The sequence below is a fragment of the Spirosoma liriopis genome (assembly GCF_023196085.1).
GTDB classification, from domain to species: domain Bacteria; phylum Bacteroidota; class Bacteroidia; order Cytophagales; family Spirosomataceae; genus Spirosoma; species Spirosoma oryzicola.
The window spans coordinates 306,381-327,577 of record NZ_JALPRF010000002.1; the positions used below are offsets into that span (position 1 = coordinate 306,381).

Annotated in this window: 20 protein-coding genes; 9 read left to right on the plus strand and 11 right to left on the minus strand. The window is 48.9% G+C overall.

Annotated elements, in window-relative coordinates; all coding sequences use genetic code 11:
• Positions 1 to 80 precede the first annotated feature (80 nt).
• The gene (locus tag M0L20_RS10400) at positions 81 to 722 is read right to left on the minus strand and encodes a DedA family protein (protein WP_232560836.1); all 642 of its coding nucleotides are present in this window, start codon (positions 720 to 722) and stop codon (positions 81 to 83) included.
• Between the two features lie 80 nt (positions 723 to 802).
• Positions 803 to 2,698 carry an ABC-F family ATP-binding cassette domain-containing protein gene (locus M0L20_RS10405; RefSeq protein ID WP_248476855.1) on the minus strand — a complete coding sequence of 632 codons (1,896 nt, stop codon included), beginning with the start codon at positions 2,696 to 2,698 and terminating at the stop codon, positions 803 to 805.
• Positions 2,699 to 2,864: 166 nt separating this feature from the next.
• On the opposite strand from M0L20_RS10405, the gene M0L20_RS10410 reads away from it, so the two are divergent.
• A complete protein-coding gene (locus M0L20_RS10410; protein WP_248476857.1) occupies positions 2,865 to 3,878 on the plus strand; it encodes a formylglycine-generating enzyme family protein in 1,014 nt (337 codons plus the stop codon).
• A 15-nt stretch (positions 3,879 to 3,893) separates the two neighbouring features.
• Here the strand turns inward: M0L20_RS10410 and M0L20_RS10415 are convergent, their stop codons facing one another.
• Positions 3,894 to 4,058: a hypothetical protein gene (locus tag M0L20_RS10415; protein WP_248476859.1), complete on the minus strand. Its 165-nt coding sequence runs from the start codon at positions 4,056 to 4,058 to the stop codon at positions 3,894 to 3,896.
• Positions 4,059 to 4,113: 55 nt separating this feature from the next.
• Here M0L20_RS10415 and folK point away from each other — a divergent pair, with 55 nt between their 5' ends.
• The 4 genes from folK (at position 4,114) to M0L20_RS10435 (ending at position 7,769) form a co-directional block, all read left to right on the plus strand.
• Positions 4,114 to 4,596 (plus strand): 2-amino-4-hydroxy-6-hydroxymethyldihydropteridine diphosphokinase, encoded by a 483-nt coding sequence (gene folK, locus M0L20_RS10420; RefSeq protein ID WP_248476860.1) that lies wholly within the window; start codon positions 4,114 to 4,116, stop codon positions 4,594 to 4,596.
• 78 nt (positions 4,597 to 4,674) lie between these two features.
• Entirely contained in the window at positions 4,675 to 5,892 is a 1,218-nt protein-coding gene (locus M0L20_RS10425) for a pyridoxal phosphate-dependent aminotransferase (protein WP_248476861.1), read from the plus strand.
• A 405-nt stretch (positions 5,893 to 6,297) separates the two neighbouring features.
• Positions 6,298 to 6,474: a hypothetical protein gene (locus M0L20_RS10430; protein WP_232560841.1), complete on the plus strand. Its 177-nt coding sequence runs from the start codon at positions 6,298 to 6,300 to the stop codon at positions 6,472 to 6,474.
• A gap of 263 nt (positions 6,475 to 6,737) precedes the next feature.
• Positions 6,738 to 7,769, plus strand: coding sequence for a fatty acid desaturase (locus M0L20_RS10435; RefSeq protein ID WP_232560842.1), 1,032 nt, complete (start codon positions 6,738 to 6,740; stop codon positions 7,767 to 7,769).
• A 77-nt stretch (positions 7,770 to 7,846) separates the two neighbouring features.
• Here M0L20_RS10435 and M0L20_RS10440 read toward each other — a convergent pair whose 3' ends face one another.
• Both M0L20_RS10440 and M0L20_RS10445 read right to left on the minus strand, forming a co-directional pair.
• The gene (locus tag M0L20_RS10440) at positions 7,847 to 9,952 is read right to left on the minus strand and encodes a protein-disulfide reductase DsbD family protein (protein ID WP_248476862.1); all 2,106 of its coding nucleotides are present in this window, start codon (positions 9,950 to 9,952) and stop codon (positions 7,847 to 7,849) included.
• 129 nt (positions 9,953 to 10,081) lie between these two features.
• Positions 10,082 to 10,915 (minus strand): phytanoyl-CoA dioxygenase family protein, encoded by an 834-nt coding sequence (locus M0L20_RS10445; protein ID WP_248476863.1) that lies wholly within the window; start codon positions 10,913 to 10,915, stop codon positions 10,082 to 10,084.
• 155 nt (positions 10,916 to 11,070) lie between these two features.
• Here M0L20_RS10445 and M0L20_RS10450 point away from each other — a divergent pair, with 155 nt between their 5' ends.
• The 4 genes from M0L20_RS10450 (at position 11,071) to M0L20_RS10465 (ending at position 14,692) form a co-directional block, all read left to right on the plus strand.
• The gene (locus M0L20_RS10450; RefSeq protein WP_232560845.1) at positions 11,071 to 11,940 is read left to right on the plus strand and encodes a helix-turn-helix domain-containing protein; all 870 of its coding nucleotides are present in this window, start codon (positions 11,071 to 11,073) and stop codon (positions 11,938 to 11,940) included.
• A 223-nt stretch (positions 11,941 to 12,163) separates the two neighbouring features.
• Positions 12,164 to 13,453 carry a serine hydroxymethyltransferase gene (gene glyA / locus M0L20_RS10455; protein ID WP_232560846.1) on the plus strand — a complete coding sequence of 430 codons (1,290 nt, stop codon included), beginning with the start codon at positions 12,164 to 12,166 and terminating at the stop codon, positions 13,451 to 13,453.
• A 90-nt stretch (positions 13,454 to 13,543) separates the two neighbouring features.
• The gene (gene tatC, locus M0L20_RS10460; RefSeq protein ID WP_232560847.1) at positions 13,544 to 14,398 is read left to right on the plus strand and encodes a twin-arginine translocase subunit TatC; all 855 of its coding nucleotides are present in this window, start codon (positions 13,544 to 13,546) and stop codon (positions 14,396 to 14,398) included.
• Positions 14,399 to 14,473: 75 nt separating this feature from the next.
• Positions 14,474 to 14,692, plus strand: coding sequence for a hypothetical protein (locus M0L20_RS10465; protein WP_232560848.1), 219 nt, complete (start codon positions 14,474 to 14,476; stop codon positions 14,690 to 14,692).
• 139 nt (positions 14,693 to 14,831) lie between these two features.
• Here the strand turns inward: M0L20_RS10465 and M0L20_RS10470 are convergent, their stop codons facing one another.
• The 6 genes from M0L20_RS10470 to M0L20_RS10495 form a co-directional block, all read right to left on the minus strand.
• Complete coding sequence (locus M0L20_RS10470) at positions 14,832 to 16,193, minus strand: DUF58 domain-containing protein (RefSeq protein ID WP_248476864.1); 1,362 nt, start codon at positions 16,191 to 16,193, stop codon at positions 14,832 to 14,834.
• Positions 16,194 to 16,196: 3 nt separating this feature from the next.
• Positions 16,197 to 16,904 carry a tetratricopeptide repeat protein gene (locus M0L20_RS10475; RefSeq protein WP_248476865.1) on the minus strand — a complete coding sequence of 236 codons (708 nt, stop codon included), beginning with the start codon at positions 16,902 to 16,904 and terminating at the stop codon, positions 16,197 to 16,199.
• A gap of 83 nt (positions 16,905 to 16,987) precedes the next feature.
• A complete protein-coding gene (locus M0L20_RS10480) occupies positions 16,988 to 18,022 on the minus strand; it encodes a hypothetical protein (RefSeq protein WP_248476866.1) in 1,035 nt (344 codons plus the stop codon).
• A 101-nt stretch (positions 18,023 to 18,123) separates the two neighbouring features.
• A complete protein-coding gene (locus tag M0L20_RS10485) occupies positions 18,124 to 19,098 on the minus strand; it encodes an AAA family ATPase (RefSeq protein ID WP_248476868.1) in 975 nt (324 codons plus the stop codon).
• A 105-nt stretch (positions 19,099 to 19,203) separates the two neighbouring features.
• Positions 19,204 to 20,388, minus strand: coding sequence for a DUF4350 domain-containing protein (locus tag M0L20_RS10490; RefSeq protein ID WP_248476870.1), 1,185 nt, complete (start codon positions 20,386 to 20,388; stop codon positions 19,204 to 19,206).
• 26 nt (positions 20,389 to 20,414) lie between these two features.
• Positions 20,415 to 21,194, minus strand: a complete 780-nt coding sequence (locus M0L20_RS10495) for a DUF4129 domain-containing protein (RefSeq protein ID WP_248476872.1) — start codon at positions 21,192 to 21,194, stop codon at positions 20,415 to 20,417.
• Between the last annotated feature and the right edge of the window lie 3 nt (positions 21,195 to 21,197).

The following is a 21,197-nucleotide window of genomic DNA, read 5'->3' on the forward strand; positions in this document are numbered from 1 at the left end:
AAAACGGTTGATTGAATAAGGGCATACGCCATATCTTGGAGATATGGCGTATGCCCTTATTCAATCAACCGTTTTGGCTGTTACACCTTCTCCGTTCGTCGTTCTTTGCGGGCGTTCAGATAGCCTTTAACCACCGTAAATGTTGTGACTGCCAGGAAGAAAATAATAATCCAGTGCACATAGTTAATGATCCATGGAAAGCGCTCTCCGAAGTAAAACCCACCCCCGACGAGCGTTAAGACCCAAATCGCTCCGCCGACGATATTATACAGCATAAAGAAGCGGCTCGGCATGTGAATCAGTCCGGCCAAGATAGGAGCGAAGGTCCGTACGACCGGCAGAAAACGGGAAATAATCAGGGCGCCGTTTCCGTAACGAACAAACGCATCCCGTGTGTCGTCAATGTATTTCTGCTTGAAAAACAGGGAGTCAGGGCGGTTCTTAATGCGGGCACCGAAGTAATAACCCGTCAAATAACCCGTCAGCGAACCTAACACGGCTGCTCCGAAAATGCAGCTCAATAGCAGCCAGAGCGGTACGTTCAAAATCTTTGTCCCTGCAAACACGCCTGACAAAAACAGCAGGTAATCGCCCGGCAGGAAAAACCCGAAGATGATTCCGTTCTCGACGAAAATAATAAGCGTGATCAGGACTAAACCACCCGTTCGGATAATCTCTTCCGAATTTAACAGGTACTGAAAAAAGTCGACAATCTGGTGCATACGTAAAGAGTGAAAGAGTCAATGAGTGAAAGAGTGAAGTACTGGCGGTTGCTTCGTTCACCCATTCGCTCATTCACGCTCTAAATATATTCCGCCAGCTCCAGCCAACGGTCTGATTTTGTAGCAATACTTTGATCAATCTCTTCGATTTCTCGCGACCACGCCGTTAACTGTTCGTGGTGGCCGCCCGTATTCAGTAGACCAATTACCTCGGTTTTCCGTTGCTCCAGCGACTCGATTTCTTTTTCGAGCGTTTCGTACTCACGAATTTCCTTGAACGACAATTTCTTTTTGGCCGTCGTAGTGCTAACCGCCGTCGCCGGTGAAACTACCGCGCTGGCGGTTTGGTTCTTAGCCGTGGGCTGCACTAATTTATCGACTTGCGGTGCGTTCTTGGGCTGCGAGTCGCGCCATTCGCGGTAATCCGTGTAATTACCCGGATAGTCGCGAACTTTACCGGCACCCTCCAATACAAAAACGTGCTCAACGAGCCGGTCCATAAAGTAGCGGTCGTGGGTAACGATCAGAACACAACCGGAGAAACTGAGCAAAAAGTCTTCCAGTACGTTGAGCGTCGTGATATCCAGGTCGTTCGTTGGCTCATCGAGAATTAAGAAGTTCGGATTCTGCACTAACACCAGCAGCAACTGCAATCGCCGTTTTTCGCCACCGCTTAGCTTCGCCACGTAATCGTACTGCTTCGCGCGGTCGAACAGGAACCGGCTTAGCAACTGACTAGCCGAAACGGTGTCGCCATTGGCTAGTTTCATCACCTCGGCAACATCCTGTACAACATCGATAACGCGTTGATTTTCGGGAATGTCCAGTTCACTCTGCGTGTAATACCCAAACTTAACCGTGCCGCCCGTTGTGATCTTTCCCGAATCGGGCCGCAGCTGACCCGTCAGCATATTCATCAGCGTGGTTTTACCCATGCCGTTTTTGCCGATCAGCCCGACGCGGTCGAACCGTTTGAACGTGTACGTAAAATGATCGAGCAGGACTTTTTCGTCGAATCGTTTGCTTAGATTTTCGACTTCCAGAATCTTGGTGCCAAGCCGGGCGGTACGCAGGTTTAAATCCAGATCACCATCGCTGCGACGACCGCTTGTTTTTTCTTTCAGGTCCTCAAACGCGTCGATCCGGTACTGAGCTTTGGTGCCCCGCGCTTTGGGCTGCCGACGCATCCACTCCAGTTCGCGCCGGAAGGTGTTTCGATCTTTCGCCAGTTCCGACGCTGCGGCTTGTTCGCGCTCGTCTTTCTTTTCCAGAAAATACGCGTAGTTGCCTTTGTAGATGTATAGCTGGCCATTGTCGAGTTCCGCGATCTGATTGCAGACCCGATCCAGGAAATAACGGTCGTGGGAGACCATCAGCAACGTACCGTTGTTCGTGTTGAGGAAGTTTTCGAGGTATTCAATCGCTTCCAGGTCGAGGTGGTTGGTTGGCTCGTCCAGAATAAGCAAATCAGGGTTCTGGATCAGCACCCGCGCCAGCGCGACCCGCTTACGTTGCCCACCCGACAGCGACCCTACCGGCTGTTCGACATTCTGAATGCCTAACTCCCCGAGGATTTGCCGAATCTGGGACTCGTAATCCCAGGCTTCTAGCTTTTCCATGTCCGACATGGCCCGTTCGAGCGCTGCGTGATCGTCGTTGGCAAGCGCATGTTCGTAGGCACGTACCGCATCGAGTTGGGCGCTATCGCCCGCCAGTACGACCTCCATCACGGTCAGGGCGTCGTTGAGGTCGGGTTGTTGATCAAGGTAGCCGATACTAATATCTTTCCGGTGGCTAACAATACCGGCGTCGGGGGGCGCTGCTCCGGCTAGGATGGAAAGCAGTGTTGTTTTGCCCGAGCCGTTGGCCCCGACGATAGCCACCTTATCGCCCCGATTGACGCCAAACGTCAGGTTTTGGAACAGCATCCGGTCGCCGTATGACTTCGTTAAATTTTCCGCTGAAAGGTAATTCATTAGCTAATTTTGAATCAATTTGATGGTCCAGGGGAATCGTTCTGCTTTGTTGCTTGCGGGTACATTCGGTCAACTGGACTTCTCTCTGGTTACAAAGGTACAATAAAGAAAATCGTTCGTATTTTTACGGACCAACATGATCCTTGCCTTTTCCTTATAACCAACAATGTTTCTGAAATATCTCAGTGTAGCGAGTATAGTTGCCCTAAGTTCAGTCGTGAGCGTGAATGCCCAAACGACGACTAGTTTTACTTCCTACACGCAGGTTATTCCCGGTAGTAACCAGACGTATGCAATGGCTGCTATCCCAGGCGGTAAGTACCTGATGGGTAGCACACCCTCTGAAAAAGGACACAAACCCGACGAAAGTCCGCAGCATGGTGTGACAATCGAGCCATTCTACATGGGGAAATACGAGGTGACGTGGGATCTTTATGACCTGTTCGCCTTTACCAATATGGAAAAGGAAATGGCCGCGAAATATACCGACACCGACGCCAAGCTGTCTAAAACGGACGCTACCACCCGGCCTAGTCCGCCGTATGTCGATATGTCGTTCGGTATGGGTCGGGCAGGTTATCCAGCAATCAACATGACCCAGTACGCGGCCATCAAATTCTGCGCCTGGCTGTACGCTAAAACGGGGGTGTTTTACCGGTTGCCGACCGAAGCTGAATGGGAATACGCTTGCCGGGGCAACGACAAAAATGCGACGCTGGCTTATTCTTTCGGTAACGATGTGAAAAAACTGGGCGAATACGCGGTGTTCAAGGGAAACAGCGATGGTGGTTATAAAAAGGTCGGGACGAAGAAACCAAATTCGTTCGGTCTCTACGATATACACGGTAACGTCATGGAGTGGACCAAGGATCAGTACATCGAGGATTATTACAAACAGGTAGCCAGTGGAAAGGTCAAGGAGCCATATGCACCAACGACTACACTGTATCCGAACTCGGTACGGGGTGGTTCCTGGGATGATGATCCGACGGTCCTACGCTCAGCGGCTCGTACGCCTTCGGCTCCAGCCTGGAAAGTACTCGATCCGCAAAGTCCTAAGTCAGACTGGTGGCTTACGTCGGCTTCGTTCGTTGGCTTTCGGATCGTACGGCCCGCCAAAACCCCTAGTCAGGAAGAGATTGACGCCTACTACGGCATCAAACCAATCAAAGATTATTGATTAACGAACGATTAGTCAAAACACGTGATGTATCGCTGGGTGAGTGGTATTGGCGGGCCCGCCCGCGTGGTGTCGGTTTCTCAAAACCGACACGAATTGCTGACGCCAAATGTCGGGTTTGCGAACCGCGCGGGCGGCTCCGCCGACACCACGGGCCCAGACCCCATCACGCGTTTTCATGAATTTTGGACAATACTAGTTCTCTAACCTGACAGTAAACCAGCAACTTCACGCCTTGGAAACATTCCTTCTTTTAGGGGCCAATCTTGGCGACCGGGTCACAACCATGGGCCGGGCTGTCGAACTGATTGCCCAACAGGTTGGGAAGATTATTCGACAGTCGAGTTTGTACGAAACGGCTCCCTGGGGCGTTACTGAACAACCGTCGTATCTGAATCAGGTATTGCTTGTCAAGACAGCCCTGGCTCCGCAGCCGCTACTTGAACACACCCAGGCTATTGAGTACGAGTTGGGGCGTGTTCGGCTTGATAAGTGGGGGGCTCGCCTGATCGACATTGATATTCTGTACTACGAGCAGCAAGCGATAAGGACAGAAACACTTAGTATTCCACACCCTTATCTGCATCTCCGCCGGTTCACGCTGATGCCATTGATGGAGATCGCGCCCCACTACAGACATCCTGTTTTGCAGAAAACAACCCAAGAATTGCTTAATGAATGCCCGGATACCAGCGATGTTGCGATTTTTAATTTCTGAAAAATATCGTCGCTACGCTGAAAAGATAGTACCTTTGTAGTCAGTTTGTTATAATTTTCTCAAAAAGAAACACCGATTATGTCTGCCACGCTTGACACCGTGAGTTTGTTAGCCGACCGCATCAACGCGCTGGAGGAGTCGTCCACGCTGGCGATGACCAAGAAAGCTCGTGAATTGGCCGCTCAGGGCCACAAAGTAATCAGCCTGAGCGTCGGAGAGCCGGATTTTAAAACTCCTCAACACATCTGTGAGGCCGCCAAAAAAGCCATCGACGACGGCTTTCATGGCTACTCGCCAGTTGCGGGGTATCCAGATCTTCGCAAAGCGATTGCTGATAAGTTCAAGCGCGATAACAACATCGACTGGAAACCCGAGAATATCGTTGTTTCGACCGGGGCTAAACACTCGCTGGCTAACGTTATTCAGGTTCTGATCAATCCGGGTGATGAAGTGGTCATTTTCTCACCTTACTGGGTTAGCTATTCCGAGATGGTGAAGCTAGCCGAGGGGAAAGCGGTTGTCGTTGACGGATCGTTCGAGAATAATTTCAAAGTAACGCCCGAGCAATTTGAAGCGGCTATCACCGACCGTACGAAGATTGTGATGTACGCGTCGCCGAACAATCCAACCGGTTCTATCTACTCCGAAGCGGAGCTTCGTGCCATTGCCGACGTGGTTGCCCGTCACGAAAATGTGTACGTGCTGGCGGATGAAATTTACGAATACATCAACTTTACGCCGGAAGGACATTTCAGCATCGGGTCTATTCCCGAAATTGCAGAGCGCGTGATCACCGTGAACGGCGTTGCTAAAGGATATGCGATGACTGGCTGGCGGATTGGCTACATCGGTGCGGCAAAATGGATCGCTGAAGGTGTAGAAAAATTGCAGGGTCAGGTAACGTCGGGTACTAACTCGATTGCGCAAAAAGCGACCGTTGCGGCCTTAACGGGACCTTTGGAACCTTCGATGGAAATGACCAAAGCATACCACCGTCGCCGTGATCTGGTCGTTAAGTTACTGAAAGAAGTGCCTGGCTTCCGTACGAATGTTCCAGAAGGAGCTTTTTACGCCTTCCCGGATATCAGCTCGTACTACGGCAAATCAGACGGTACGACGACAATTGAAAATTCGGACGATTTTGCCGCTTGGTTATTAAATACAGCGTACGTAGCAACGGTTGCCGGATCAGGGTTCGGTGCTCCCAATTGCCTGCGGATTTCGACAGCTGCCGCTGATGAATCGCTTGTTGAAGCTGTTGAGCGCATCAAAGAAGCTGTATCAAAATTGAAGTAGTCAGACTAAACTCTGGATATAGTACAATAGCACAGACCTAGTTTGTGCTATTTTTCTTGTAGTTAAGTAATTAGATCATCCTTGTATGTAAACAAATTAGTAATTTTTAACGTTTTTTTAATAAAAAAGTAGTTTTATACTTTTGAATCAGGTAACTACTATTGCTATTTAATTTTAGTCTTTATATCTTGTCAATCAATTAGTTATACGTATTCTAACACTAGGCCTGTTCTGCTCGTTTCCTTACTATTTACCCTTTCAACGAACCTTTTTAAATAGGGCTTGTTTTTGCATTTATAATAGTTTAACTTTGATTATGCTTGGAATGGGATTAAGATAACGATCAACTTCTTTTTACTTTAGAGAAAAGGTGTTAACTTAATCTTATAAATTACTAACCGACCGATGAGAAATTTCCGCTTGTATATGCTCTTTCAATGGGTCTTTTTCCTGCCCATTATTTTACCGCTTTGCATCATTTTTGGTGCGTTACGGGGCGCAGCACAAATGGCTGAGCGCGTAATCGAACAGATAAAGGCGGATATCTTACCACAAAACGAAACACAACCATCGATGGATTGATGGAATATATCTACGTTTGATACGCCCATTAGACTAGCAGACATAATTTAAAGACTTGCTACATCGACAATGATCTGTTCGGAACCTAACTGCGAAGTGCTAGTTTACAACCATCATGCAGCGGTTAGTTGTACGCGTTACGATTCAGAAAAAATCTACTATAAAGACTATATAAATACAAGGGCATAGGTAGCCAATACAATCGGAAAAGTTATTAAATTTACCGTTCGTTTTTCACCGAATTGTACCGGCAACACTTACTTATGGCAACGTTCACCAATTTTGTCAACTCGAATACCACCGAACCCCACCGCATTCGCACTCGGCAGATCTTAAAATCTCATCCAGAAGTTAAGAAGCTTATCGGCCAAAAGAATCCAACAACGTTTTGGATCATTCTGGGTTGCGTTACCCTGATGACAGGTATCGCTTATCTGGTTCGTGACCAATCGTGGTGGGTCGTTGTCGCGGCTGCCTGGTTTATCGGCGCTTTCCCGGCGCATACGCTGTTTGTCTGCATTCACGAAGCTGCGCACAACCTGATTTTTCGTAAGCCTGCTGCCAATATGTGGGCGGCCATTTTTGCCAATCTGCCAACGGTATTCCCAACAGCGCTATCCTTTAAAAACTTTCACATCAAACACCATGCATTCCAAGGCGTGCACGAGCTAGATGCTGACTTACCCGACTGGTATGAAGCCAAGCTTATCAACAACTACGCAATTGGTAAGGCGCTTTGGCTGCTTTTCTTCCCTATCTTTCAGGGTATCCGGACGATTCGTTGCCGCGAACTGGCTGTGATTGACAAATGGGTAGCCACGAATATGATTGTTCAGGTTGCGTTCGATGTGCTGATCGTTGCCTTGTTTGGCTGGAAAGCTTTAATCTTCTTGGTGTTGTGCTTGTTCTTCTCGGTTGGGCTTCATCCGCTGGGCGCTCGCTGGATTCAGGAACATTACCTAACCCTCGACCCGGAGCAAGAGACTTATAGTTACTACGGTCAGTTGAACGGCGTAAACCTGAATGTAGGTTTTCACAACGAACACCACGATTTTCCATCAATTCCTTGGAACAAGCTGCCTGATCTCAAGAAATCGGCACCTGAGTATTACGATACATTGAAATACCATACGTCGTACGTTCGGTTGTTTTTCCGCTTCTTATTCGATCAGGAGATTTCGCTGTACTCGCGCATTGTTCGCAAAGAACGTGGTCGGGTAACCATCGCTGATCAATCAAAACCGGATATCGAGTTTATCCAGGCTAACGAGGCTCCTGCCAAGGTTACGGCCTAAGCAAAAGTCGCCATATTCTACAAACGAAAGCCCCGCCAGTTTTGGCGGGGCTTTCGTTTGTAGTTCAAAGTCAGTTCTTAAAACTTATTCTTACCTGATTCAAGGAAAGCAACGAAGTTCTCAACGCTTCGATCGTAGTTTTTGGGAGCTACCAGCAGCTCGCCGTTGCTGTTGACAAGGCAATAGTGCGGCTGAGCATTATTGTTGTATTTCGTGATTTGTAAATCGGCGTTCTGGGCACCAATCGTTTTCTTAACCTTCTGGTCATACGTAGAGGTATACCATTCCGATTCGGGTAGTTCGGTCTTATCGTCGACGTAGAGGGCAATTAACACAAAATCATTTTGCAACCGTGACTTTACGGCGGGGTCCGACCAAACGCGGGCTTCCATCTCGCGGCAGTTCACGCAACCGTGACCAGTAAAGTCAATAAAGACGGGCTTGTTTACTTTTTTCGCGTATGCCAGTCCCTGCTTGTAGTCGAAGAAACCTTGCAGGCCACGGGGCAGATCGAAAAGATTAGCGTATTTGATTGGTTCCGCTATAGAGCTGCCTGCTGGTTGCTGACTACCTATAGCCGCTGACTGGTTCATGTTGAAATCCTGTGACGTTTCAGGCGGTAAATAGCCTGACAGAGCTTTCAATGGCGCTCCCCATAAGCCGGGAATCATGTAGGTCACGAATGAGAACGTAGCTATGGCCAATAACAGCTTCTGAACGCTCACATACTTGGTTTCGCTATCGTGCGGCAACCGAATTTTTCCTAGAAAGTAAAAGCCGAGCAGGGCGAAAATAACAATCCACAGCGAGAGAAATACTTCGCGGTCCAGCAGATGCCAGTGGTATACCTGATCAGCAACGCTCAAGAATTTCAGGGCCAACGCCAGTTCCAGAAAGCCGAGGACAACTTTTACCGAGTTGAGCCATCCGCCGGAACGGGGTAGATTTTTGAGCCATTGCGGAAAAGCCGCGAACAAAGTAAACGGTACGGCAAAAGCAGACGAGAAAGCGGCCATGCCCAGAATTGGTTTCACGACTTCACCACCCGCCGAGGCTACCAGCAAGCTACCAACGATAGGGCCTGTGCAGGAGAAGGAAACAAGAACCAGCGTGAAGGCCATGAAAAAAATACCGAGGATACCGCCTTTTTCAGAACGGGAATCTGCCTGGTTGATCAGCGAGTTCGGCAGTACGATCTCGAACAAGCCCAGAAACGATAAACCAAAAACAAAAAATATGGCGAAGAACAGGATATTGGGTATCCAGTGCGTACTGACAAAATTTGCGAAAGCTGGGCCGTTGATTCGCGAAACGACCGTGCCTACCAGCACATAAATACCAATGATAAAGGCTCCGTATAATAAGGCTTTCCACTGCCCACCCTGCTGATTCGTGAAAAAGCTAACCGTTGCGGGAATGATTGGGAAAACGCAGGGCGTAAGCAGCGCAACCAATCCGGATAAGAAAGCGGCCAGCATAAAGCCCCATAACGATCCCCCCGACGTTGTGGCTGATTCGTTCATGGCCTGAACGGGCTGTTTCAATACCTCTTTGACGATGGGTGTCGTTGATGCCGTTGCATCAGCCGTGTCTGGCAAAACGGGTGCAGTAGCCGCTACCGCCGTATCAGACGCCGAGGACGTAACCGCCGTGGTCGCTTTCGAAGTAGATGCTACAGCTGTTGTGGTAGCCGCTAACGCGGTCGCTTGTTCCGAAGCTTTAATTGCTGCCGAAAATTCAATTTCGGTGGGGGGGAGGCATACACCATCTTTGTCCGAACAAACCTGGTATTCGGCCGTTCCCGAGAAAGTGGCCGTAGGCTTCAGAACTTTAACTTTCTGAATAAAGACTGCCTTATTCTTGAACTGACGAACTTTGGCTCCCCACACTTCTTCGAAAATTTCTTCGACGCCGACAGGGGTCGTTTTGCCGACGAGCGCGAACGCGTCCGAATTGGCAAATTTGAACGATGTTGGAACGGGGCCAACATTCGGGTCAAGATCGTTTGAGTACATATGCCAGCCGTCGCCAATGCTGACCTGAATCTTGATGTTGACTACATCGCCCACTTTAGCCGGCTGCTTATCGACCTGGGTCGACCAATTGGTAGGGTCTTTACGAATCTGCGCTGTTGTTGCAAGACTAATAAGTAGCCCCACAAAAAGTGCGAAAAATGATTTCATACCGCCTTGGGTAAGTAATGGTTTGCAGGTGTAACAGAAATACTGCAAAAATACTTCCATAAAACGGCAATAGTCGTTAGTTAATAGCGGTAAATCATCACAGATAACTTCCTAACCGCTATGGATTAGCTAATAACTGAACAATACGGGATTCAAATCCGACTGGGGGTGGCTACCAATGGGCGCGTTATTTAGCCATTTCTCAAGATCAGCAACCTGAAACTCGTTGCGAGGTTGACTAATGATCTGCTCCTTGTCCATGTAGATCATGGTCATAACCTTACGCGGTTGAGTTGACGTATTGGGGCCAGCGCGGTGAAATGTCCAACCCGCATGGTAGCTGACTTCACCCAGATCAAACGGCGTGTCATGAACGGTAAACTTCTGTTTTTGTAGTTCATCCGCCAGAATATTCTCGCTTTCGTCGCTAATTTCCAGATCGCGGCCAATCTCAACGTGTTGACTACCTTCGGCAAAAGCCAACGGTCCCATTTGCATGGGCGTTTCCTGGAGCGGAATCCAGACCGTAACTGTGTTTGGTGACGCCAGCGGCCAGTAAAACTGGTCGGCATGCCAGGGTGTAATTCCTCCCGACGGTTCCTTATAAAGCGCCTGATCGTGGTAAAGCCGAACACCCTGAACGCCTATCAGATCAGCCGCAATTTTGGCTAGTCGTTTAGAAAAAACAAACGCTTTGGCCTGTTCGTCCTCCCGCCAGAGATTCATAATTTGGAGAAATGCCCGTTCGTAGGTGCTCCGTTCCTCCATCGGTTTACTAAGTGTATTGAGCCGAAAGACTAACTCCGTAATAATGTTGTCGTAGTAGTCGAGAAGGGTGGGACTCAGTACGTGTTTTAGTTTGACATACCCGCGCTGTCGGTAAAAATCGATAGCTGCTGGGTCAAGCGTGTAAGGCGCATCTAACTCGTCGAGTCGCGATTCTTTAGAGCGGGTAGCCTCCATACAGTTCTATGATTTAATGGGTTTAGGAACAGCCGAATGCTTAACAAAGTTAATTTGCTACTTCATTGCAAGTAAAGCCAGTATTTTCAGATTTATGTCTAATTTTGATCATTGATGTAAAGTGATTTGCATAATTAGGTTAAGATAGCGTATAGATGAAGGCATTGTTTGAGAAGGTACCTTTTGCTGGTCAAAGCTCGCTGCTGGTCCGTCGATTTAAGATGCCTTACTTCGATGCTCCCTGGCATTATCACCCGGAATACGAACTGACGTACATCGTAGAAGGATACGGGCGCCGTTTTGTGGGCGATCATATTGAGCCATTTACTGCCGGAGACCTGGTATTGATTGGTCCTGACTTACCTCATTTCTGGCGCAGTGACGAAGATTTTTACCAGCCTGGATCAACGCAAGAGGTGGAATCAATTGTTATCCAGTTTCCAAGTGAGTTTTCGCAACAGGGTTTAACAACTTTACCAGAAGCCAGCGCAATACAGCGATTGCTGGAGCGTTCCCGTTACGGGCTACGCTTTAGTCCAGCCGCTGGCCTGGCGGTTCGAACGCAGCTAAATCAACTGCCCGAACGAACAGGGTTTCTGCAACTGCTCGGTTTGCTGGAAATTTTGGATGAACTAGCCGCTGATTCGGAGGCCGCACTTCTGGCCAGCGATGGCTACCAACTCGCTCCCGGTGCTGCTGAAACCGAGCGGATGAAGCGTGTACTCGATTTCATGCTGACAAATTTTCGGGAAGAGATACGGGTTGAGCAAATTGCCTCCGTAGCGGGCATGGCACCAGCCGCTTTCTGTCGTTACTTTAAAAAACGGACCCGAAAATCGTTTGTCGAGTACTTAAACGAGTTACGGATCGGTCACGCTCGTAAACTACTCACTCAGGTCGATATCAGTATTGGGCAAGTGGGCCTTGAATGTGGATTTAACAACAGTTCACATTTTCATCGGCAGTTTAAGCTACATACCGGTATGACTCCACTACACTACCAAACGGTGCAAAAAGCAAAATAATCTGGTGAATTCGGACGCTTGTCGCATATGCCGTGCATTGGATTGAATAAAGATTGCTTTCGGTCTGTAATTCCGCTAAATTCGAAGGACTGATCTTGAAGAGATCCTGCTTATTCTACCGTTTTCCGCTGTACCTTTGTGTCTAATTGCTTGTTTGGTTGTTTACTAGTATCTTTTTTTTCAACCAGACGTTGACTAATCGAATGCACAAAACGCTCGAAGCATGACTACCGTCACCACCACCCGCGATACGCAGGTATTTGACCTGATTGCCAAAGAACAACACCGGCAGGAGTCGGGTATTGAACTGATTGCATCTGAAAATTTTGTTTCACCCGCCGTTATGGAAGCGGCTGGAAGCGTACTGACTAACAAGTATGCGGAAGGACTGCCCGGCAAGCGGTATTATGGTGGCTGTGAGGTAGTCGACCAGATTGAGCAGATTGCCATTGATCGTGCCAAAGAACTTTTCGGGGCTACGTGGGTCAATGTACAGCCGCATTCCGGAGCGCAGGCTAACACAGCTGTCTTCCTGGCTGCGCTGAAACCCGGCGATACCATCCTGGGCTTTGATTTGTCGCACGGTGGTCACCTGACGCACGGTTCGCCGGTCAACATTTCGGGTAAATATTTCCGGCCTACATTCTATGGCGTGGAAAAAGAAACGGGTGTTATCAACTACGACATCGTAGAAGAAACGGCCAAGCGCGAAATGCCGAAAATGCTGATCTGTGGCGCGTCAGCCTACAGCCGCGACTGGGATTATGCTCGGTTACGGGCCATTGCCGATGAAGTCGGAGCGTTACTGCTGGCCGACGTATCGCACCCGGCGGGTCTGATCGCCAAAGGATTACTGAATGACCCCCTAGCGCATGCACACATCGTCACGACCACCACGCACAAAACACTGCGCGGTACACGGGGCGGTATGATCATGATGCGGAACGACTTCGAAAATCCGTTTGGTATCAAAACCCCGAAAGGTGAATTGCGACTGATGTCGTCGCTGCTCGATTCGGGTGTGTTTCCCGGAACGCAGGGCGGACCGCTTGAGCACATCATCGCGGCTAAAGCGATTGCCTTCGGCGAAGCGCTGACCGACGATTTCTACGATTACGCCGTACAGGTAAAAGCCAATGCGCAAGCTATGGCCAACGCTTTCCTGAGCCGGGGTTACGAGATCATTTCGGGTGGAACGGACAACCATCTGATGCTGATCGACCTGCGCTCGAAAGGCTTGACCGGTAAACTGGCCGAGAACACGTTGATCAAAGCCGACATCACGATCAATAAAAACATGGTTCCGTTCGATGATAAGTCGCCAATGATCACGTCTGGTATCCGCGTGGGTACAGCGGCCATGACAACCCGTGGTTTAAAGGAATCGGACATGGAGCAAATTGTCGTATATATCGATAAGGTGTTGATGAACCACGACGACGAAGCAACTTTAGCGACCGTTAAAGAAGAAATCAACGAGTGGATGAAAGCATTTCCACTCTATAAAAGTTAATCGTGAGTGAGCGAATGAGTGGGTTGGGCCGTAAGTCTCGCTGGTTTTTACCAACTCATTCGCTTATTTACTCATTCGCTAATTAATACAATGCCACTAGATCAACTGACCGACGAAGAGATCGACGCTGAAGGTAAAGAGATGTCCTTTCTGGACCATCTGGAGGAGCTTCGCTGGCACATTATCCGGGCCGTTGGGTCCATCTTTGTGTTCGCCCTAATTGCCTTTATTTTCATTGAGGATATATTCAGGGTCGTTATTATGGGGCCTAAAAACCCTGATTTCTGGACTTACCGGATGATGTGTAAGCTGTCAGATATGACGGGTTATGCCGACTTGTGCGTCAAGAAGTTGAACTTTGAGTTGCAGGCGTTGGGAGTATCTGACCAGTTTACAATGGCGCTTACGTCGTCGTTAATTATTGGTCTGTGCTTTGCGTTTCCGTATGCTTTCTGGGAATTATGGCGGTTTATCAAGCCCGGCTTGCGCTCGTCGGAGAAAAATGCCGCTCGGGGAGCCGTGTTTTACGTATCGATGCTGTTCCTGTTAGGACTGATGTTTGGTTACTTTATTGTATCACCACTGGCTATCAATTTCTTAGCGAATTATCAAATCACCCCTGAGATTAAAAACCAGTTTGATATCACATCGTATATCGGTATTCTGGTGACGCTTTCGCTGGGTTGTGCGTTAATGTTCCAAATGCCGATTGTCGCGTTTGTGCTCTCGAAAGTAGGTGTGCTGACACCTTCGTTTATGAAAGAGTACCGCAAACACGCCTGGATTGTGATTCTGGTGGTGGCGGGTATCATAACCCCTTCGCCCGATATTTACAGTCAGGTGCTGGTTGCGCTACCGTTGGCCGCTTTGTATGAGGTCAGCATTATCGTCTCCGGTTCTGTGGAGCGGGCTCGTTTGAAAGAGCTACGGGAGTTAACTAAGTAATTCTTCATGCAATCCATAACTGGACGTTAGGTACTGGACTTATTCCGTATTTAACGTCCAGTCTTTTTATAGACTATGCAGTACGATTTCAAAAAATACCATTACCGCTCGATCAATGCCACTGATGATGCCGAACGAGCCGCAATCAACCAAGAGTTGAAGGACCTCTATACATCGCTACCCGACGATGAAAAAGAAGATTTCAATCGTCAGTTACAAACGTTTCTTGCGCAGGAAATGGGACGTTTGAAATCGAATTACGAATCGGTAAAGGGCAATCTAGGCGACAACTAACGAGTAACAAGCCTTATCTTCTCATGGTGTCGGTTTTGAGAACCGCGCGGGCGGCCCCGCCGACACCACAATCATTTTTACGTGTTTTGGGCAATAACGCTTCGAAAACCTGACACCACAAAGAGCCAAGATCTACTTGTCAAATCATTCCTCTGGCTTTTAATTCAAGGTATTTGTTGACCGTATTAGCCGTCAGGTTTTGCGGGGCGGTCAATATGGTCTGAATACCGTATTGGCTTAACTCTTTTACAATCTGCTTTTTTTCAGAAGCAAACTTCTCCGCGATCGTTTTCAGGTAAATCTGTTCGGTGTCGCTCGCTGGTTGATCTAATAGGCTCCTGAGTTCGGTGTTCTCGAAAAAAATGATCAATAACAGGTGATCTTTAGCTAGCCGACGCAGGTACGGCAATTGTCTGTGCATGGCGCTAACCGTTTCGAAGTTAGTGAACAGCAGAAGTAGACTGCGTTGACGGATGTGGTTGCGAACGCTGGCGTACAGACTTTCGTAATCCGTTTCGAGAAAGCGCGTTTTCTGTCGGTAGAGCAACTCCAGAATCTTGAGCATGTGCCCTGTTCGACGGTCGGCGGGAAGAAGCTGGCCGACATGGTCGGAGAAGGTTAGGATACCCGCACGGTCTTGTTTCAATAAGGCAATGTTGCTCAGCACCAGACTGGCATTGATGGCATAGTCGAGCAACGTAAGCCCCTCAAACGGTGATTGCATCACGCGTCCCTTGTCAATCAGGCAGTAAACCGGCTGAGAGCGTTCATCCTGATAAGCGTTGATCATCAGTGAAGTTCCTTGTGCATCGGTGCGTCGGGCGGTGGCTTTCCAGTTAACTGTTCGCACATCGTCACCAGTAGCGTAGGGGCGTACCTGCTCGAATTCCATGCTATGACCAATGCGCCGAATCCGTTTTATACCAACTTCGTTCAGGCGATTGGTTGCGGCCAGCAGTTCGTACTGACGCATTTGTAGAAACGATGGGTAAACGGCTACCATCTTGCCTTGTTCAAACTGGTAGCGTCGTTTCAGCAAGCCGAGGGGAGTTTTGACAAATACGTTAACCGCTCCGAAGCTATACTCGCCCCGACGAGTTGGTCGAAGTTCATAGCGGATCGCCTGCGTTTCGCGCGGGTTCAGTCGTGCCCGAAACAGCACATCGCGTCGCTGGAATTGGAATGGGATCTCATCAATTACGTCGACATCGGCTCGGAATGAATACCGGTTTTCCAAATAGATCGTTAACGGATTTTCGTCGCCGTTGGACAGTCGGTCAGGCACCTCGCGACGCGCAAAAAAGGCCGATCCTACAGACTGGTTTTTCGTTCGAAACAGCAACCAGCCATCTAGTCCGATCAGAATAACGAAAATGACAAAAGCGATCTGTACCAGCGGAAACAGCAGCAGGAACGCGTAGGCCGCCACAAACAGCACGACAAAGACAATCAGGACAAACCACAGGCGAGTAGCGACGAAAAGAGGGCGGATAGCTTTCAAAACTTACGGTTTAAGGTTGGCAAGCGCTTGGTCAATTTCAGGCTCGTAGAGTGGATTTGATTCGTCTTCCTGATAATCAGCCGTTCGTTCAACGCGTAAAGCTTTGAAGAGGAATGATGCATCCTGAAAAGCGGTTCGGGCTTCCTCCTTCCGGCCCAGTTGTTTCAGGGCCTGTCCTCGATGGTACTGAGCCAGTGCGCTACGGCTGTAATTTTGGGAGGCTTTTTCTAAATCGTCCAGTGCTTTTTGTGGCTGGTTGATCGCTAGATAGCTCACGGCTCTACTGACAAAATGCCGGTAATTAACCCATTTTGATCCATGTTTGATAGCCAGCGAATCGATTCCTCTCGAAAACTGGCTGATCGCTTCCGCATGATTTCCCAAACTCCGGTACGTGAGGCCAAGCAGATAACTCACCGGATTGTTACCGATCATATCGTCGAAGGTCGGCGTTGAAGCGTCGTAAGCCGTTAGGTGACACAGCGCTCGGTCGTAATCGTGTAATTGAGTCAGATACATTTCACCCGCAAATCCCTGTCCTTTCGGCAACAAAGCGACGTTTTCCAGCGCGACAACCGCCTGTTCGTAGTTTCCTTCCCACAAATAGTTCATCGCCTGAAAACGGTAGTTTTGCGGGTTAGCAGACGTAGACTGGCCGCGCCTTGGAGAACCGAGAAACGTTGGCTGGGTGGTACGATTAATGGCTAGCATATGCTGATACGAAGTTAGTATCGTCTTACTCGTTTGGGCAGAAGCTAGAATCGGCCAGAATAGTAGTAAGAGATGAAAGGGCTTCATGGTAGAATATCGGTGATCTTACCGTCTTTAAGGCGGATCGTAAACGATACCGGAACGTCCATTGAAGAACGTTCATCCGCTGATAACAAGCGGTCGGCGGTTAAGTAGTTCCGGCAAATATCGAGTAACTGACTGGTTACCTGAGTAGAGAAGGTTTTAGGGCAGTAATCCGCATCGAAGCCGTTCACGTGGTACATGCCTTGGGCACCTTCGCAATTGATTACGAACTGTAAGCGAATTATTCCCGATTGGCCTTGTCTGATAATGGGTTTGTAATACGTTGCTAAAAGCTGATTCAGTTCGTAACGCTTGTGTGATTGACCAAGTCCTGAACCTGCCATCATCCGACTAAGACAATTCGCGCAGGGCTGAAAACCCGACGGACGGCATGAATCACCGGGTGACAAACGGCGCACGAGCCGAAACGGTTGTGTTACGGAAGAACGACCATTTGAGCCAATGGCTTGAATAAGCGTAGGCGACAAGCTACCAAGTTGCCAAATAAATTTATAGTTGCCCTCGCGAAAACGGTACTGATTACCGCCAATGATCAGGAACAAAGAGGTTCCAAACCGCGCCAGTTGCCAAAAATGAGCGGTGCGTTGGCTGGACTTCCGATCCTCGACCATCAGCTGACCGTTGGCGTGAATGAACAAAGACAGGCTATCGGACTGCCAGACCCGACCGCTCAACTGCCGATGGGCAGTAGCGGAGTCGAGCGGAATGGCTGTGAAGCGCCGAAAAATCAGTGGGTAGTTCGTCCCGATTCGTAACAAATCGTTTTCCCGCATAACCAACTTCGGCGCAAAATGAACGGTGTCTAAACGCACCAGGCTATCAACTGCCCATGTCGAAGAAACAGTCTCGACTGAACCGTCTATCGTGCCAAGCCGGTATGTACCGTCAGCTTCTAGCTGAATGTAGACTGGTAGCGGGCAAAAAGAATTTGAGTCCCATTCTGTACGGACGCCGATCCAGGTTCCTGCGAGTTGTTCTTTTGTTGGGTTCTGTCCGTACGAATAGCTAGCCATGAAGCATGTACAAAGCAAATACGACCACTTTACCCAGAATAGACCGGATAAAAAGCGAGCGGATTGGCAACGTACAGTAGTCATGCGGCATCGGTGGGTGATTAGCGGGGGACTTCGATCTTCTGTACCAGCTGCGCAATGACTTCGTCGGGTGTACCTCCTTCCATCTCACGTTCGGGCGTGAGTAGTACTCGGTGGCGTAGGACCGCAGCGGCTAGCTCCTGAACGTCTTCGGGTGTAATAAAGTCGCGGCCTCGTAGTGTAGCCAGGGCTTTGGCACTGTTGAGCAAGGCAACCGATGCCCGAGGGGATGCTCCAAGATACAGCGACTTGTTTGCGCGAGTCGCCTGAACGATCTGCGCGATATAATCGAACAGGTTGTCTTCAACGTGAACCTGGTGAACCTGACCACGCAGCGTTGCCAATAGCTCAGCGGTAATTACAGGCTCAACTGCATCAAGCGTATCGTTGAGGTTTCGTCGCTGATGGTGACCACGCAGAATGTCAACTTCGGCGGCTGCATCGGGATAACCCACGACGATTTTAAACAAAAAACGATCCAGCTGGGCTTCGGGAAGTCGATACGTACCTTCCTGTTCGATGGGGTTTTGCGTAGCCAGGACCATAAACGGCTCTTCGAGATGATACGTCGTGCCGTCGTTCGTTACCTGACGCTCTTCCATCACTTCAAAAAGTGCCGCCTGCGTTTTTGCGGGTGCGCGGTTGATTTCGTCAATCAGTACGAGATTGGAAAAGATAGGGCCTTTCTTAAACTCGAAATCACCTGTTTTCGGCATAAAAACCGAAGTGCCCAATACATCCGACGGCATCAGATCGGGCGTAAATTGAATGCGACTGAACCCCACCGACATGGTTTTTGCCAGTAATTTGGCGGTCAGCGTTTTAGCGACACCCGGAACGCCTTCAATCAGAACGTGGCCGTCGGCTAGTAGGGCCGTCAATAACAAATCGACAGTCTGATGCTGACCCACGATAATTTTACCGACTTCCGACCGAATTGCATCAATCGTGCTTCTAAGAGAGGTTAGGTCTATGCGCGTTTGTCTATTTTCCATAAAAGGTGTCAGAACCAGCGTTTGTGAGATTCATTCAATGACTACGATTTTTCTTGCAGGCAAGCAATAAGCATAGTCAAATGGTGTAATCACATAAATCGTGGTTCAGACGGTTTGGTGTTTAAATCGTTCGATGGCGGCATTGAGCGTCAGCAAGTCATACTCTGACAAGGAAATACTTTTTTGCGCATCACGCAGTAATCGAACCAACTCTTCTGTTTCTGTCAACGAGGTTCCGCTTTTTTGAGCCAGTGTTTCCGTAAACTCTTTGTCGAGAACAGTTGTGTTCAGGCTGTATTGTTCACGCAGGTCGCTTAGAAAATACTGAATGCGCTTACGGGCCAGATTGTCGTGGTCGCCTTGCTGAAAATACAACCGTCCTACGGTTTTTACAAAATCCAGCGAAGTATTTCGGGGCGGTTCAACTACCGGAATGATGCGTTGGGTGCGCTTGCCCGCAAAAATAGCGTAGAAGAGCAAACCGAAGACTACCAGATAATACGCCCAGTTCAAAGCAGGCTGGCTCCAGATGTAGCGGAAAATGGATTGTTGTTCCTCGTCGAAGCGGCCCTGCTTCTGGTACTCATCCCAATAAGTGGGTAAGGCTGGCAAGTAAGAGAGCGCTTTAAACGTATAATCCGACGTTCTGGGCGAAAGCACGTAATAGTTCGTGAAAGCCAGGGGCAGATTGTGAATGAAAAAGTATCCTTTTCCGTATTGAACCCGAATGAAAACCGGCTCTTTTCGCGCATTACGACCTAGGACGGTTGTTCGCTGGCTGTTCGTGATCGTCAAGAAATTCCGGCCATCATCGTGGAAGAAATTATAACCGCCCGATTTGGCTACTTTCGGATTGACGAGGTTCTGGCGAAGGGTTGTGTCCGCTTTGTTCGGTTCTTTCACGTCTGCTTTAAAACCGAGTACCGATCCTAATGAGTCCGGAAAGCTATACGCCGAGATAAAGACGTTATTACCGCGATTAGCGTACGCCCGTAGCTGCTTCAGGTCATTACCATCGGCGTTGAAATCCCGGCAGATAAAGACGTAGTTACTGCGAACCGCCGGTTTGGTTTCGGTCAAGAAATTGTAGACAGGCAGCCGCACAGTGCTGACGTTTGCCTGCTGCATGACATCAGGTAAGAGTTCATACAGCACCTTTGTACCGAAGGGAATCTTATCGTCGTTTTCGTAGGTAGGTGTCCAGTCCAGCGGCTTCGGACGGTAATACTCAACGAGTACGTATGCCGTAATAGTGGCCAGTAAAATAAGAACGTATTTATTGGGCTTCAAATGCTTGATTACCAGTTAGTGCCGGATCACCGGACGGTTTGCAGTTGAGTCGTTGAAAAGTCCCCAAACGCTTTACGCAATAGGGTAAATTGATGCTCATCAATCGGAAAATCGCCGTACCAGATAAATTCGAACTGGCGGGTCAAACGTTCGAAATCGGTCTGTAAAGGTGTTTTTGCGAGCTCGTTAATGTAGTGCTGGTTGGTTTTGTCCGGCTTATAATGGATGAGTCCCGGATCGGTTAGTCGTTTAAGCGTTTGTAGATACAGCAGTCGAACCGCCTGCCGAAAATTACGCTGACCGACTGCTTCGTCAATAGCCGCATCAAAATTTATGGCATGAATATTCTCCGACAGGTTCTCGTAGTCCAAAGTGCTCGTCTGTGCTTTCTTGGGGAAAAGAAAACCAAGTACTTCAGCCTTCATCAACAAGTAGACAACGAAGCCCGCAACACCCGCCAGGATAACATACTGCCAGACGTTTTGATAAGCGTCGCTTCGTAGAAAACGCATTATTTTCGTGTATAGCCAATAAAAAAAGCGCGCGACCGGATTTTCGGGGGGTGGGGCTTCATGGTCATATTGGTAATCACGATCTGTCTGAAAATCACTTAGCTTTTCGGGCATTGGATACCGTACCCGGATTGCCGACCGGTCATCGGACGCAACTACCGACTGGGTTTGAGGCTTAGTCGTTTGGGCCAACACAGGCGCATGAACGCTTATAACCAGGATAAGCATTGCCCAAACGCCTTGGCGGCTACTCACCAAAATCTTGACAAAAGAACAGTCTATCAAGCTACTCATACG